Source organism: Streptosporangium sp. NPDC001681 (genome assembly GCF_040298085.1).
GTDB lineage: Bacteria > Actinomycetota > Actinomycetes > Streptosporangiales > Streptosporangiaceae > Streptosporangium.
Genome location: NZ_JBEOZN010000006.1, coordinates 83,072 through 98,570, shown reverse-complemented (window position 1 = coordinate 98,570; position 15,499 = coordinate 83,072). Strand labels below are relative to the sequence as shown.

13 protein-coding genes are annotated in these 15,499 nt (G+C 68.5%); 7 read left to right on the top strand and 6 right to left on the bottom strand.

The features are described 5' to 3' along the window. Positions 1-48: 48 nt before the first annotated feature. Positions 49-1,365: an oligosaccharide flippase family protein gene (locus ABT130_RS04340; protein ID WP_350952738.1), complete on the top strand. Its 1,317-nt coding sequence runs from the start codon at positions 49-51 to the stop codon at positions 1,363-1,365. Positions 1,366-1,486: 121 nt separating this feature from the next. Here the strand turns inward: ABT130_RS04340 and ABT130_RS04335 are convergent, their stop codons facing one another. Then, on the bottom strand, positions 1,487-2,395 hold the full coding sequence (locus ABT130_RS04335) for a glycosyltransferase family 2 protein (RefSeq protein ID WP_350952736.1): 909 nt from the start codon (positions 2,393-2,395) through the stop codon (positions 1,487-1,489). A 428-nt stretch (positions 2,396-2,823) separates the two neighbouring features. After that, the gene (locus tag ABT130_RS04330; RefSeq protein ID WP_350952734.1) at positions 2,824-4,080 is read right to left on the bottom strand and encodes a hypothetical protein; all 1,257 of its coding nucleotides are present in this window, start codon (positions 4,078-4,080) and stop codon (positions 2,824-2,826) included. Positions 4,081-4,470: 390 nt separating this feature from the next. Here ABT130_RS04330 and ABT130_RS04325 point away from each other — a divergent pair, with 390 nt between their 5' ends. Genes ABT130_RS04325 through ABT130_RS04305 form a run of 5 tightly spaced genes read left to right on the top strand, consistent with a single transcriptional unit; the run spans position 4,471 to position 10,066 of the window. Then, positions 4,471-5,637 carry a glycosyltransferase gene (locus tag ABT130_RS04325; RefSeq protein ID WP_350952732.1) on the top strand — a complete coding sequence of 389 codons (1,167 nt, stop codon included), beginning with the start codon at positions 4,471-4,473 and terminating at the stop codon, positions 5,635-5,637. Continuing rightward, positions 5,634-6,599 (top strand): NAD-dependent epimerase/dehydratase family protein, encoded by a 966-nt coding sequence (locus ABT130_RS04320; protein ID WP_350952730.1) that lies wholly within the window; start codon positions 5,634-5,636, stop codon positions 6,597-6,599. The genes ABT130_RS04325 and ABT130_RS04320 overlap by 4 nt, the downstream gene beginning before the upstream one ends. 56 nt (positions 6,600-6,655) lie before the next feature. Continuing rightward, on the top strand, positions 6,656-7,645 hold the full coding sequence (locus ABT130_RS04315; RefSeq protein ID WP_350952728.1) for an NAD-dependent epimerase/dehydratase family protein: 990 nt from the start codon (positions 6,656-6,658) through the stop codon (positions 7,643-7,645). Further along, positions 7,642-8,679: a glycosyltransferase family 4 protein gene (locus tag ABT130_RS04310; protein WP_350952726.1), complete on the top strand. Its 1,038-nt coding sequence runs from the start codon at positions 7,642-7,644 to the stop codon at positions 8,677-8,679. Before ABT130_RS04315 ends, ABT130_RS04310 begins: the two co-directional genes overlap by 4 nt. 4 nt (positions 8,680-8,683) lie before the next feature. Further along, positions 8,684-10,066, top strand: coding sequence for a tyrosine-protein kinase domain-containing protein (locus tag ABT130_RS04305; protein ID WP_350952724.1), 1,383 nt, complete (start codon positions 8,684-8,686; stop codon positions 10,064-10,066). On the opposite strand, the gene ABT130_RS04300 is transcribed toward ABT130_RS04305, so the two are convergent. The 3 genes from ABT130_RS04300 to ABT130_RS04290 form a co-directional block, all read right to left on the bottom strand. Beyond that, on the bottom strand, positions 10,056-10,727 hold the full coding sequence (locus tag ABT130_RS04300) for an arsenate reductase/protein-tyrosine-phosphatase family protein (RefSeq protein WP_350952722.1): 672 nt from the start codon (positions 10,725-10,727) through the stop codon (positions 10,056-10,058). The two genes, ABT130_RS04305 and ABT130_RS04300, sit on opposite strands and share 11 nt — an antisense overlap. A 183-nt stretch (positions 10,728-10,910) precedes the next feature. After that, on the bottom strand, positions 10,911-12,671 hold the full coding sequence (locus ABT130_RS04295) for a DUF4012 domain-containing protein (RefSeq protein ID WP_350952720.1): 1,761 nt from the start codon (positions 12,669-12,671) through the stop codon (positions 10,911-10,913). Next, positions 12,661-13,131: a hypothetical protein gene (locus ABT130_RS04290; RefSeq protein WP_350952718.1), complete on the bottom strand. Its 471-nt coding sequence runs from the start codon at positions 13,129-13,131 to the stop codon at positions 12,661-12,663. The genes ABT130_RS04295 and ABT130_RS04290 overlap by 11 nt, the downstream gene beginning before the upstream one ends. A 257-nt stretch (positions 13,132-13,388) precedes the next feature. On the opposite strand from ABT130_RS04290, the gene ABT130_RS04285 reads away from it, so the two are divergent. After that, complete coding sequence (locus ABT130_RS04285) at positions 13,389-14,141, top strand: SDR family NAD(P)-dependent oxidoreductase (protein ID WP_350952716.1); 753 nt, start codon at positions 13,389-13,391, stop codon at positions 14,139-14,141. A 136-nt stretch (positions 14,142-14,277) separates the two neighbouring features. Here ABT130_RS04285 and ABT130_RS04280 read toward each other — a convergent pair whose 3' ends face one another. Further along, positions 14,278-15,498 carry an ABC transporter ATP-binding protein gene (locus ABT130_RS04280; protein ID WP_350952714.1) on the bottom strand — a complete coding sequence of 407 codons (1,221 nt, stop codon included), beginning with the start codon at positions 15,496-15,498 and terminating at the stop codon, positions 14,278-14,280. Position 15,499: the final 1 nt, after the last annotated feature.

The following is a 15,499-nucleotide window of genomic DNA, read 5'->3' as shown; positions in this document are numbered from 1 at the left end:
CGGCCGTTCAACCGAGCGGTCACCCCGCGGCGTCCGGACAGGCTTCCGATGCCCCGTACCGCGGACCTGAGCTCCTCCCTCAGCAGGGTGCTCCAGACCGTCGGGAGCCATGCGGTCCAGGTGTTGCTGGGCACGGTGACGGGCGTGCTGATCGCACGGACCCTTCAGCCCGAGGGGCGGGGGACCTACTCGGTCATCGCGACCACGACGCTCACCGCCATCGTGCTGGGGCACCTGTCTGTCGAGAAAGCACAGATCTATCTGTGGACGGACCGGGCACGGCACCGCAGTCTCCTCGCGAACGGCCTGGTAATCGGCCTGCTCTCGGGGACGGCCACCGCGCTGATCGCGCTGACGCTGATGCGTGTCGGCGCCATGTCGACGACGTCTCCGCTGCTCGGCCTGGCACTGCTCACCGTGCCTTTCGGCGTGGCGGCCACGAATCTCAAAGGCATCGCGCTGCTGCGATCACAGGTGGACATCATCAACCGCGGTACCGTCGCCGCCGCGTCGATCCAGTGCCTCCCCCTTCTGGTCTTGGCGGCCACCGGCCACGTCACGGTGACCAGCGTCATCGTGTGCTGGACGATGTCAGTGGTCCTTCCTTTCATCCTTCTCATCCGGGCGCTCCGCCCACGTCCCCTGCTGACGGACGGTCGGCTCGCCTGCCACCAGCTCGCCATGGGGAGCCGCTACCACATCGGGCTGGTGGCCTTCTATCTCCTGATGACCGTTGACACCCTGCTGATAAACGCTCTCGACTCCGCCGCCACGGTCGGGATCTACACCGTCGCGGTCACGACGCTCTCCCTTGCCTGCATCCCGGCAGAGGCGATCACCCGGGTCATGCTTCCCCGGCAGGCCTATGGCGACATCCGGCAGGCCGAGCAGATCACCGTCCGCGCCCTCCGGCTCAACCTGCTTCTCTCCGCAACCTTCATCGGGATCCTGGCGGCCGTCTCCCCCGTGCTGATCCCGCTGGTCTACGGCCGGCCTTTCGCCGGTAGCGTCATACCGCTGCTGGCACTGGCCCCCGGAATGATCGCGCTTTCGGTGATCCGATTGGTCGAGCAGCATCTCGTACGGCTCGCCCGGCCGATCTCCATGACTGTCATCGCCGTCGGCGCGCTGACCATGAACATCCTGCTCAACCTGGTGTTGATTCCTCGCTGGGGCGCGCTGGGCGCCGCCCTCGCGTCCAGCGTCGCCTACATCCTCATGGCCTTGCTCGAAGTGGCATGGTTCACGCGTTCGGCACACCTCCCGCTACGCGATCTCCTGCCTCGCCTGTCCGAGGCGCGTTCGGTACTGGCACCGCTGACGGATTCCGGCCTGATCGCCCGGTGGCGCCGCAATGATGCCTGATGCCGCGTTCCTTCTAGGGGAGGTCTGCGGAGGCGCCTGGAGGCTGGCGGTGGCCGTGATCAGACACCCGTCACGGACGTCACGGGCCCTCAGCCGGGAGGGCCGAGTCTCCCCTCAACGCTCATGATGACTTTCTCATGAGCGTTGAGGAGAGCAGGTCCATTCGGTAGAACACCCAGCCAAGTGGTATCGAGCCCAGGCTCAGAGCTCTGGCGGCCACCGCGTCGAACCCGCGGGAGCGGCGCCACACCGGTTCCTTCTGATGGAAACAGGCCCGCGAGAGGTTCACCGCGGCCCTGACGAAATGAACCGGCCTGAAGCGCAGCCATGCGATGTCCTCCGCGAGGGTGATGCCGTGCTGCATGACGGCCCCAGAGGCGATCTCGGCGAAGGGACGCCGGGTCAGGCGATTCTGCGCGGACATACGGCACACGACGACCTGCTCGTTGACGTGGCGCGTCAGATAATTTCTTCCGATCGCCCGCCAGACCACGCTTTCGGCGACGTACCCCGTTCTCAGGGGAAAGGGATGCGCGCGGAGGACATCGGTTCTGTACATCCTCGGTTTGTCACCGGCCGTGGAATACCGATAGACCGCTTCCTGCCAGCTTGCATCGATCATGTCGCGCGGGAATCTCTCACCGACGACGTGCCCCCGCTCGTCCACGCAGAGGCCGGCGACCCCGGCGTACCGCCGGCTGTCCCCGATATCGGACCAATGGTCCAGGAGGCGGCACAGCCCGCCGGGAACGAGCAGGTCGTCCGAGTCGATCTGAGCGATCAGCTCGCCGCGGGCCATCGAGACCCCGTGATTGAACGCCGAGTGCTTCCCACCGTTCGGCTGCCATTGACAGCGGACCGGGAACGGGCTGATTCGGGCCAGTTCTTCCATGACATCTTTGGTGTCGTCGGTCGACCCGTCGTCGATGACGACCCATTCCAGGTCCATGTCCTGACGCAACAGGCTCGCGTGGAGTTCCGGGAGATACCCTGCCCGGTTGAACGTGGGAGTGAGAACGGTGACCAACATCCGGCACACCTCATACCACTGTCGCGAAGACATCAGGCGGTACGACGGCTCCCCCGCGCGGTCGATCGTCGCCTGCCCGCCGTCCGGCAAGGACCAGGCCGGGGACCGCGCTCACGTCGATCCGGTGCATCATCACCACATGGCTCCCATCTCGGGAAGGGACGGATCCTGGAAACGGACGGCAGACGGAGGAGACCGTGCGCGGGCTCTTCGAGCCGGCTCGGTGCCGTGCGATCGAACCATCCGTCCTGAAGCGAATTCGCAGGCTGTCGTATCGCGACCGATGCTACGGCGGACGGCGGGCACGCAGCCGTGATGATCAGCATGCACCGGCGAAAGGTTCGGCCAACGTTGGTCATGTCGGAGGTATGGTTCCGGCGTTGAAGCACCGGCCGCGCTTCCTCCGGCGCCCCGGCCCGGTCGCGCTGTCAGATCACCTTCGAGACACCGTCATCGGCAGGCCGCCCGCATGGAGGAGAGGCCGCGGGCTGCTCCTCGTCCCGTGAGCTCCTGGTCCACGCCACTGCGGCGAGCACACTCGTGACCAGGACGATCGGTATGCGTTGCCGGAAGATCAGGCCGATGTTGGCCATGGTGCTGGCGTAGAAGATCGTGCCCGGGATGATGAACGACATGAGGATCAGGAGTGTCGCGCGGTCACGGCGCCACAGCCGGCGGCACCCGCGCACCGCGCTGTAAAGAAGGAAATACCAGATAAGGACGTCTATCTTCCCGAGATGCAATATCAGGTCGCCCTCGGTCCAGGGGAACGGGGACAGGAGCGTGTAGAGCACTTTGGAGCCGAGCGCGTTCCACGGGTCGCCGCCGTCTTCGAAGGCGACGCCCGACCTCCCGTCCCCGTTGGCACGACGGACGGCCGCCGACTGGCCGTTCTCAAGCTGCTCCTGGGCCGCCTCGATCTGGGCTTCCCCGTAAACGCCCCCGAAAACGAACACGGCGGATACCAGCAGCATCGCGAAGACGAGCATGCGCCGCGGGGAGAACACGCTTTTGAGACCCACCATGCCAAGGATCAGCGGCACCGCGCACATGAACACCATGTACGGCCGCACGTACCACAGGGCCCACAGCAGCGGGACGAGCATGAGGAGCCTGTGCAGGTCGAATCGTCGTGAAAGCGAAACTCCCAGGCCGATGCTGGTCACCACGAGAAATGCGTTGAAGCCGTCCTTGTACGTATCCGAGGTGTGCAACAGGAACGCGGGCATGAACGCCGTGACGACGAGCACCAGAAACGCCGAGCGCTCGTCGGCGCCGACGAGCCGGGCAAGTCTGTAGATGACGATGCACAGCGCACAGGCGAGGAGCGCGACGATGGCGGTGCAGGCGAGCGGAGCGAGGCCACCGCACAGGTAGATGACGATCGCGAAGACCTGGCACGGCACAGCGACGGAGGTGAGGGTGTCGATCTCATCGGCCGTGACGAACTGGAAACCCTCCTGCCTCCAGTATTCGACGATTCCAACGGCCCTCCCCTCGTAACCCAGATTGTCACCGCCGTAGTCGATGACACCGCTCCGCATCACCAGGACATGGACGACCAGCCGGACGACGAAGGCGGCGAGCAGGACCGGCAGGACCCGGCGCGCCACTGCGGCGCCCAGGTTCGCACGGACAAGAAAGACGAGCACCACTGCGGCGGCGGCAACGATGAGATATTCCACGGAAGGCTACCTTCGGTCCGCGTCAGGACGACGTCACAGGGGCCGGCGGTCGGTTTGACCCACCAGCGAGCGACTCTGCGTCGGCGACGCTAGCGCCGAGGGACGGATGTCATCATGTCCGGAGGATGTCCATGGCCTGGTGATTACCCCCCATTGCCGATTCTTTTCGCCGGCGTATCCCGTCGGTTGAGCCCGCTGTCCGTGAAGCGACGCGGACGGCCGTCACACCGGGCAACGCGGCTCGATAACGCGCTGGTAGGGAGCGATAAAACATTTCACCACTGCCGTGACGGCGTGGACGGAACGGCCCGAATCCCTAGTTAGCTTCTCGACGTGAGCCACGCCTGTCAGCAAGGAGCCTGTGTGAAGCCCGACAGTCGGATTCGTGTCATGGAAATCATTGCCCGGATGAATGTCGGCGGCCCCGCTACCCAGGTAATGGGATTGTCTGAAGGGCTGAACCCGGATGAGTTCGACCACCATCTCTACACCGGTCACGTCGACAGCGGCGAGGAGGACCACCTCCGGCTCCGCGACTCGGCGGTGCAGGTTCACCGAGTCGCGGGCCTCGGCCGGCCGCTCAGACCCACCGACGACTATCGGGCCCTCTTCCATCTGATCAGCGCCATACGTGCGTTCCGCCCGCACGTCGTCCACACACGAACGGCCAAGGCGGGTGCGCTCGGCCGTACGGCGTCACGCCTCGCCGGCGTCGGTTCGGCCCGGATCCACGTCTTCCACGGCCATCTCCTGCACGGCTACTTCTCACCGGCCAAACGCCACCTGTACGTACAGGCGGAACGGCTCTTCGCGTCCATGTCGGATCGGCTGGTGACCGTCGGATCGCAGGTCCGCGATGACCTGCTGGCGGCCGGGATCGGCCGGTCGGAGCAGTATGTCGTGATACCACCCGGTGTCCGGCTGGACCGGATCCCCGAGCGCGGGGCGGCTCGTGCCGCTCTGAACCTTCCCCTGGACGCGCCTGTCGTGGCCTTCGTGGGACGGCTCACATCAGTGAAACGGCCGGACCGGTTCGTCGCCACGGCGAACGCCATCCTGCGGAGCCTGCCCGACTGCCGCTTCGTCGTCTGCGGAGGAGGCGACCTCAAGGAGGAGGTGGAGCGGAGCATCCGGCCTGCGGGGGACTCCTTTCGCATGCTCGGGTGGAGAAAAGATGTCGAGACGGTATACGCCGCAGCCGACGTGATCCTGCTGACCTCCGACAACGAGGGCACGCCCCTCACCCTCATCGAGGCCGGGATGGCCGGAACCCCGGCCGTCTCCACGCGAGTCGGAAGCGTCGCCGAGATCGTCCAGGACGGGCGCACCGGCCTGCTGGCCGGAGCCGACGCGGGGGAGCTGGCGCGACATACCGTGAGGCTGCTCTCCGACCCCGCGCTCGCCTGCCGGATGGGCGAGGCGGCCCGCCGATGGGCCAATGCCTCCTTCAGCGTGGAGCGCCTCGTTGCGGACACCGAAGCCCTTTATCGAGCACTGTACGCGGAACGCCGCGATCGCCTTGTTACCACAGGAATCATGAGAGGAACGAACAAGTGAGAGTCCTGGTGACCGGTGGAGCGGGGTTCATCGGCGCGAATCTGTGCCGTGCGCTCGCGGCTCGGCCCGAAGTCAAGAACATCACCGTGCTGGACGACCTGAGCAGCGGAGAGCTCGCCAACCTCGACGGTGTCGGAGTGGACTTCGTGATGGGCAGCATCCTGGACCGGGATCTCCTGGCCGGCCTCGTCGCGGACGTCGCCACCGTCGTCCACCTCGCCGCCCGCCCGTCGGTGCCCCGCTCGCTCCTCGATCCGCTGGCCTCGCACTCCGTCAACGCTACGGGCACCCTCCACGTGCTCGAGGCGTGCCGCGCGAACAGGCCGCACGTGATCCTCGCCTCCTCCTCGTCGGTGTACGGCGACCGTCCGGAACCGCGCAAGCACGAGGACCTGCCGACCCGGCCGCTCAGCCCGTACGGGGCCAGCAAGCTCGCAGGCGAGGCCTACGCCCTGGCCTACGCGCACAGTTTCGGGCTGCCGGTGCTGCCGTTCCGCTTCTTCAACGTCTACGGCCCGCTACAGACCGCCGGCCACGCCTACGCCGCCGTGATCCCGGCGTTCGTCTCGGCGGCGCTGCGGGGCGAGCCGGTGCCGCTGCACGGCGACGGTCTGCAGGCACGGGACTTCACCTACGTGGAGTCGGTGACGCGGATCGTCGCCGACGCGGCCGTCCGCCGGGTGACGAGCATGAAGCCGGTGAACCTGGCGTTCGGGGCCACGGTCTCCCTCCGGCAGCTGATAGACGTCCTCGCCGAGGTCCTCGGCCGCCCGGTCGAGTCGGCCCACCTGCCGCCGAGGGCGGGCGACATCCGGCAGTCACAGGCCTCTCCCCACCTTCTGCTCGAACTGTTCCCCGATGTGTGTCCCGTCCCGCTTGAGGACGGGCTCCGCGCAACGGTGGACTGGTTCGAGACAACCCAGGTTCCGGGCATCGAGTCAACGCTTGGCACGTACGCGTGAACCACCGCTTCCTCCCGCCAACAGAGATCTCTCCAAGCACGTGATGAGGAGAACCCGTGAGCACAGCACCAAGAACCAACTATCTGATAACGGGTGGCAGTGGATTCATCGGATCGCACCTGACCGACGCGCTGCTCGCGCGTGGTGACTCCGTCGTCGTCCTGGACAACCTTTCGACGGGGCGGCTGGAGAACCTGCGGCCCCACCCGGACCTGCGTTTCGTACACGGTTCGGTCCTGGACGAACTCATGGTCGACGAGTTGGTGCACCGGTGCGACGTCGTCGTCCACATGGCGGCCGCGGTCGGCGTCAAGCTGATCGTCGAGCAACCGCTGCGGTCACTGACGACCAACATCCGGGGCTCGGAGATCGTCATCGAGGCCGCGCACCGATACCGGAAGAAGATCTTGATCACCAGTACGAGCGAGATCTACGGCAAGAACTCCTCCGACGCGCTGCGCGAGAACTCCGACCGCATCCTCGGCAGCCCCGCGGTGGTCCGCTGGGCCTACAGCACCGCCAAGGCCGTCGACGAGATCCTCGCCAACGCCTACCACAAGGAACGCGACCTGCCGACTATCATCGTCCGGCTGTTCAACACCGTGGGCCCGCGGCAGAGTCCGACTTACGGCATGGTGATCCCGAGCCTCGTCCGGCAGGCCCTGTCGGCCACACCGCTGACGGTCTTCGGCGACGGGACCCAAACCCGCTGCTTCGCGCACGTCGCGGACGTCGTCGACGCACTGCTCCGACTGCTCGACGAGGACGCGGCCATCGGTGAGACGTTCAACATCGGCTCCACCAACGAGGTGAGCATCATGGAACTGGCGAAACTCATCATCGAGCTCACCGGATCCACCTCCGGGGTCGACCTCGTCCCCTACTCCGAGGCCTACGAGCGGGGATTCGAGGACATGACCCGCAGGGTTCCGGACACCACGAAGCTCCGCGCGCTCACCGGCTGGGTTCCGCAGCGCTCTCTCGACGACATCCTCACTGAGATCATCAGAGAATCCTCCGGCGATCCGGCGGTGCTCCCCCGGTGAGCGGGACGATCGCCCTCACCGCGGGAACAGCCTGCCTGCTCAGCGTGACGGCCGCCGTGCCGCTGAGGCGCCTGGCGCTGCGGTGGGATCTCGTCGACCGCCCCGGCGGGCACAGGGCCCACACCCGCCCGACTCCCTACCTCGGCGGCATTGCGATCGCGGTGGGCACGGTCGCGCCCACCGTGATCGCGCTCGGCCTCGCCGACCTGCAGATCACCGCGATCCTTCTCGCCGCCACCGCGGTGTGCGTCCTCGGCCTGATCGACGACATCGCCCCCCTACCCGCGGCCACCAGGTTGGCCGTGGAGACCGTGGTGGCGATCGGGGTGGTGCTCTCCGGCGTCCAGGTACCTCTGACCGGTACCTGGCTGGATGGCGCCCTCACCGTGGTGTGGGTCGTCGTGATGACGAACTCCTTCAACCTGCTGGACAACATGGACGGCGCGCTGGGAACCGTCGCCGCCGTGACCGCCGGTCTCCTCGCGGCCACGGCCCTGGTCCAGGGCCATATCGCGCTCGCGGTGCTGCTGGCCGCGCTCACCTGCGCGTGTCTGGGCTTCCTGCCGCACAACTGGGCACCCGCGAGAATGTTCATGGGCGACTCCGGATCGCTGTTCCTCGGATTCACGCTGGCCTGTTCGGCGACCGTCCTGGTCACGGGACGGCCGCCGGACGCGACGATCGCCGGATTGCTCCTGCCGACCTTCGTCGCGACCGTCGACACCTGCGTGGTCTTCCTCTCCCGCATACTGACGAACCGCTCACCGTTGCAGGGCGGCACCGACCACGTGTCACACCGGCTACGCCACACGGGCCTGGGAACCCGTGCGGTCGCCGCGATGCTGGGCGCGATCACAGCGGTCACCGGTGCCCTCTGCCTGGCGATGGCCCTGGACTGGCTGTCACCGCTCATCGCGTTGGTCGTCGCGAGTGTGATCGCCGTCGTTCTCATCGGTCTGCTGCGCGGTGTGAGCGTCGACTCGCCGGTCCAGCGCCCCAAGACCCCTCAGAAAATCCGCGAAAGGCGGCGTTGACCCCATGGATCTGCTCTACTACGTACGGCTGGCGCGCAGGAACTGGCTGCTGCTCCTCCTCTCGGTGATCCTGGCAGTAGGCGCGGCGCTCACCGTCACGGCGAACACGCCCCCGAAATACGTCGCGACGATCTCCATGCTGGTGTCGGGTTACGACAGGGAGGGCAGTCTCTCCACCGCCTACCAGGCGGGCATGCTGTCGGCCCAGCGGGTGCAGTCCTACGCCAGCCTGCTGTCCAGCCGCCGGGTGGTCGGCCAGATCGTCGAGGGCGAGGACATCGGGCGCCTCCAGAACAACATCACCGTCGCGGCCGTTCCCGGCACCGTGTTCCTGCGCGCCACGGTCACCGACACCGACCCCGCACGGGCCTCCCAGCTGGCCAACGCCCTGGGAACCCGGTTCGCGGAGCTGATCGACCAGATCGAGCGGCCCACCCCGCACAGCCGCCCCACCGTCAAGATCACGATAGTGGACAAGGCGGAGGTCCCAGAGGAACCCGTCAGTCCCAGACCATTGGCCAACCTGGCGATCGCCGTGCTGACCGCGCTGCTCGCCAGCATGACCGCGATCATCCTCCGTGACCGGCTGGACACGACCATCAAGTCCTCCCAGGCGCTGCAGGAGGCGTCGGGCAGCTCGACCCTCGGGGTCATCGGCTACGAGCGGGACGCGCGGCACTACCCCCTGATCCTACGCAACCGCGGCCGGTCGTCCAGGTCCGAGGCGTTCCGCGCGCTCCGGACCAACCTGCAGTTCATCGGCGTCGACCGGCAGCCGAAGTCGCTCGTGGTCACCAGCTGCCTGCCGGGCGAGGGGAAGTCCTCGACCTCCGCCAACCTGGCGATCACGCTGGCCCAGGCCGGCTGGCGGGTCGTCCTGGTGGACGGCGACCTGCGCCGTCCCAGCATTCCCCGCTACCTCGGCATCGAGGGGACGACCGGCCTGACGGACGTGCTGATCGACAGGGCACGCCTGGACGAGGTCATCCAGGTCTGGGGCGAGGCCAGCCTGTCCGTCCTGCCGAGCGGCCAGATCCCACCCAACCCGAGCGAGTTGCTCGGCTCGGGCGGGATGCGTGAGGTGCTCGCCCAGCTCACCGCGGCGTACGACATGGTGATCATCGACGCGCCACCGCTGCTGCCCATCACCGACGCGGCGGCGATCGCCGCGCTCTGCGACGGCGCGTTGCTCGTCGCCCGGTACGGCAAGACCCGCCAGGAACAGATGGCCCGCGCCTCGGAACTGCTGTCGTCGATCAACGCCCGCGTGGTAGGGACCGTCCTGAACTTCGTCCCAGCCGGTAGCGGCACGTACTACGGCTACAACTACGGGTACGGCTACGAGGCTGAGGCCAAGAAACCGGCCAAGAAACCGGTCAGTGTGTGAGCAACCGGAGCGGGACGGCGAGCGATCTCGCGATGCGCCGTCCCACCATCTGATAGACCAGCCGGGATCGCCCGTACGGGTCTGCGATGTCGAACCGGTCGACCCGGACCAGCCCGCGCAGCGCCCGCGTCTCGTCGACCAGTGCGCGGGCCCGCCGGGCGGGCTCCCGGTGCCGGACGATCTCCTCGGGCGACACGGCCCGCGCCAGCGTGCCGAACTCGGTGATGGTGAAGGTCCGGGTGGCCGCCGCGAGGTGCATGGCCACCGATTCCGCGCGGTGCCCGCGGGTGGCCGTCAGCACGAGGTCCGCGGCGGCCACCAGCTCGGGGACGAGCGGGCGGGAGCCGAAGCCGGCCGGATCGCCGCCGAACCGTACCAGGACCCGCCGGGCGTGCTCGGTCATCTCCCGCCCCGGTTCGGCGTGGGTGCCCGCGCTGATCACCTGGACCGCAGGGCACGGCCCGATGGCGGAGCGGGTCAGCCGCTCGGCCATCGGGGAGCGGCAGACGTTGCCGGTGCACACGAAGAGGATGCGGAAGCGGGCACCGTCCCGCGGCACCCGCGCCTCCCCTGTCTCCCGCCAGCAGCGCTGCCCGCAGCTCTCGTGCCCGGCCGGGACGCCCTCGCCACCGCCCGGTGCTCCGGCGCCTTCTACGGTCACGGGGTGCTGTGCGATCCCATCGGTTCCCGGTGAAGCCCTCATGGCGCGAGGGTAGATCGCCCGCGGTACGCCACCGCCCGTGGCACGCGCCTCTTTGCTCTTTTCTGCCGATACGGAGCGCCGACACCGCGCGAGGACAGGTGCCGGACGGGTCCACCCGCCGTCCCGCCGGGGAGTTCGGCGTCAGAAGGCGCAACCCCGCGGGTCCTGGGTGACGCGAGTCCGCTGGGGACGGACCAGCGGCTGCACCGGAACCAGCGGCGGCTCGTCGGAGGCGAGTTCGGTGAAGTCGAACTCCAGCCTCCTGGACTGTCCCGGGGCGAACTCCAGGAGAGCCGAGTAGACGGGGTGGGAGCGTTCGGCCTCCCTGATGACCGTCACCCGCTCGCCGTCGAGACGGACCGCGGTCATCCTCGCGCCGAGTCCGCCGTACAGCGACACCCACAGCAGGTTGGAACCGGGGAGGTGGCCGCTTTGCGGGGCGTCGAGCCTGTCGGTGACGTAGGAGGGCAGCGTCCGTCTCGGGACGTCGTTGGTGAGCCGGATCCGCACCGTCGAGGAGCGCAGCCCGCCCCGGCAGGGACCCAGCTCGTAGTCGAGGGAGCGCTCCAGGTAGTAGTCGAGCTTGCCTCCGGCGGAGTTGTTGACCACCAGTCCCGCGAACGGGCCCGGGCTCGACGGCAGCACACCGCCGACCGGGGTACGCGCCAGCCGCCGCTGCTCGGCCTCGTGGCGGCTCCAGATCTGGATCCGCCGCTCGCTCACCATGTCGGACAGCGCGGGCAGCAGCCTGGTGGGGTCGGCGAGGGACCTGGGCAGCGCCTCGCTGACGGCACCGGCGATCTCGATGAGGAACCGCTTGCGTGCCACGGGGTCGGGATAACGGGCGTAGGCCTCCCGCTCGGTGAGGTCGACGACGTTCTCGGCGGTGACCTCGCTCCCGCCGGGGAGCGGGACCGGCCCGATCACCCTCAGCAGGTGGGCGAGACCCACCGGGTCGGTGGCGATGGCGCCGTCCAGCCGCCCGCGGGCCTGCCGTTCCCACAGCCCCGTCCAGGTGGCCGCGGCGTACGGGAAGTGCGGGGAGAGGTTGGAGACGGAGAGCATCTTGGTCGCGCTCGTTCCGTAGCGCCCGAGGAAGTCCTGGCCGTGGTCGGCGACGGGGACCGGACTCGTGGCCAGGCCGGTGTTGGCGGAGAGGCGCTCGACGGAGACCCTGCCGTGGTCGGCTCTCAGGATGCCGAAGGCCCCGACCAGCCCCCCGGTGCCTCGCGCCTCGGCGTTGGTCTGGAACGCCAGGAAGTAGCGGCGGGGGCCGTCGCGGCCGAGCATCGGGGGTAGCAGGGCTGCCGCGTCCGCCGCGTCACGGAGCAGGCCACGCAGCCGGCCGATCTCGCCCAGCGCCGTGTCACGCGCCTCGTCCAGCCTGCCCAGGCCGGTGCTGTCCGGGGCGGCCGCCAGGTGGGCGAGCACCCGCCCGAGACGGGTGACGCCGTCGTCCAGGGCCGGCGCCGCGGCGTCGAGCGCGACCAGTTGATGCCGCAGGTCGCCCGGGGAGCGCGTCCTGATCGTCAGGAGCGGGTCGGCTGCCTCCCGCACGCCGGCGAGCACATCGGTCAGCTCGGCGGCGGCCCCGGCGAGACCGCGCACGGTGGTCGCGGCGTTCCCCGCGATCGGGGTGTGCGCGATCACCCACCAGTCCGGGCCCTCGGTGAGCCGCCGGGCCTCGACCGCGTGCCGCCGGGCCTCTGCCAGCGCCTCGGTCAGCGGGCGCGGATCGCCCGCGCCCACCACCGCGCGCAACTGGACCAGCGCGCCCCTGGCGGCCTCCAGGTGATCGCGCACGCGCATGCCGAGGTGGACCGACCAGCCCCCCGCCAGCCCCAGGGCTGCGGGGACCAGCAGGCCCACCACGACTATCCGGCGTCGTCGCCTACTCGGCACTGGCAGATCGACGGCGCCGTACCGAGATCAGCGTGCCGGTCGCTCCCACGGCCAGCAGGCCACCGCCGAGCGCGGCCATCGACCCCATGGGTGCTCCCGTGAACGGCAACTGCTTCCCCGCTACCGCGCGCGGCCTGCAGCTTCTCCCACTTCTCCCACAGCCGCCACCGCGGCAGTTCCCCCCGCAGTTACGGCAGCCCTCCGCACAGTTACGATGGTGATGCCTCCTGCGGTTCTCCAGGCGGATGTGGTTTCCCTGCTTCTGGTTCTGGTCGATCGTGTTGACCTGGTCCTGGGCGATCGCGTTGACCTGCTCCGCGGGACGCGGTGGGTACGGCACCGGCTGGACCGCTGGCGCGGACAGACCGGTCACGGTGGTCGAAGTCGCGGCGAAGGCCGCCGTTGATATTCCGAAGGCCAGTACGGCCCCGGCGGCCACCGTCAAGACGGTGGATCCCAAACACTTTCCAGCCATTTCAAGCTCCCCGGTGGCGGCATTTCAAGCTGCGGAAACGACACCCGGAGTGCGGGCGACATGTCCCTGGGACCCGTTATATGCAACCTCGTCGGGAACGGGCTCGCCGCCTCGTGACACTTACCGAAAGATCGCCAACTGTTCTCCGCCCTTTGACGATCACGGGTCGACACGGCCACCGGCCGGAAGCCCCGGGGCGTTCGCCCGCCCCTCCCCCACCGTGTCGTCCCTAGACTGCGGGTATGCCAACCGCATTGATCACCGGGGCGACGGCCGGCATCGGCGCCGCCTTCGCCCGCCGTCTGGCCGCCGACGGATTCTCACTCGTCCTGGTCGCCCGCGACGAGAAACGCCTCACCTCGGTCGCCGAGGAGCTACGCCTGCGCTACGGGGTGAGCAGCGAGGTGCTCACCGCCGACCTGGCGACCGAGGAGGGCCTGGAGGCGGTGGAACGACGGCTCCGCGAGGGGGTCGACCTGCTGGTCAACAACGCGGGCTTCGGCCATCGGGGCCACTTTCTCGACGTCCCCGTGGAGGAGGAGGTGCGGATGCTCAAGCTGCACTGCGAGGCGGTGCTGCGGCTGACGCTGGCCGCGCTGCCGGGTATGAGGGAGCGGGACCGAGGCGCGGTGATCAATGTGGCGTCGGTGGCGGCGTTCTTGCCCGGGGGCTCCTACAGCGCCTCCAAGGCGTGGGTGGTCAACTTCAGCGAGTCCATGGCCGTGGAGCTGACCGGCAGCCGCGTGCGGGTCATGGCCCTGTGCCCGGGTTTCGTGCACACCGAGTTCCACGAGCGCGCCTCGATAGACAAGTCGAGCATCCCCGGCTTCCTGTGGCTGTCGGCGGACAACGTCGCCCGCGAGGCCATGCGCGATCTGGCCCGCGGTGTGCTGGTGAGCGTCCCCGACCTTCGTTACAAGGCCATCGTCGGGGTCAGCAGGTTGCTTCCGGCCAACGTGATCGCCCTGGTCTCCCGCCGTTTCGGCCGCCGCTGACCTGACACCACTGACCTGACGACACCGGCCTGACATCGCCGACAGAAAGGGCCCGCGCCACGGGAGGGGGTCGTGGCGCGGGCCCTTTCCGGCCTGCGAGGGTGGTCGAGGGCGGGCCCCGGGCCCGCCGGGCCGATCAGACGCGGGCGTTGGCCTCGTGGCCGATCGCCAGACCCGAGACCGGGTCGAAGAAGTGCAGGTTGTGCGTGTCGACGACCAGCTCGACGCTCTGGCCGGGACGGACGTGGCTGCGGGAGTTGACCCGGGCGGTCCACAGCGACTTGTCGCCCACCAGCGGCAGCGTCGCCTCCTCGTCGCCGTCGGCGTCGGCGGCGGCCACGGTGTCCTGGTGCTGGACGGGCGGGGCGTCGATCAGGAAGAGCACGTTGATCTCGGAGCCCAGCTCCTCGGTGACCTCGGCGCGGACCTGCAGGCGGGTCCAGCCGCCCGAGGCGCCGTTGGCGGCGACCGAGTCCTCGAAGTCGGAGGGGCGGATGCCCAGGATGATCTTCTTGCCGAAGTACTGGTCGAGGCCGCGCTTCTCGGTGAAGGTCTCGTTCGGCACCGGCAGATTGAAGCCCGCGAAGGCGACGGCTGCGCCGCCGTCGCCGCGCACCAGCTCGGCGTTGACGAAGTTCATCGACGGGGAGCCCATGAAGCCGGCGACGAACAGGTTGACCGGCTTGTCGAAGAGGTTCTGCGGGGTGTCGACCTGCTGGAGCAGGCCGTCGCGGAGCACGCAGACGCGGTCGCCGAGGGTCATGGCCTCGACCTGGTCGTGGGTGACGTAGACGGTCGTCACGCCCAGGCGCTCGTGCAGGGTGTTGAGGGAGGCCCGCATGGAGACGCGGAGCTTGGCGTCCAGGTTGGAGAGCGGCTCGTCCATGAGGAAGGCCTGCGGCTCACGCACGATGGCGCGGCCCATGGCGACACGCTGGCGCTGGCCACCGGAGAGGGCGGCGGGCTTGCGCTTGAGGTACTGGTCGAGGCCGAGCATCTTGGCGGCCTCGTTGACGCGCTTGGCGATCTCCGCCTTGGGCATCTTGCGGAGCTTCAGACCGAAGGCGAGGTTCTCCTCGACGGTCATGTGCGGGTAGAGCGCGTAGTTCTGGAAGACCATGGCGATGTCGCGGTCCTTCGGAGGCAGGTGGTTGACCACCCGGTCGCCGATGGCGATCTCGCCTCCGCTGATGTCCTCAAGCCCGGCGATCATGCGCAGGGCGGTGGACTTGCCGCAGCCGGACGGCCCGACCAGCACCATGAACTCCCCGTCCTTGATCTCAAGGTCGAGGCCGTTCACGGCTTTGACGCCGCCCGCGTAGATCTTGTCGACTTTGCTGAGAACGATGGATGCCATG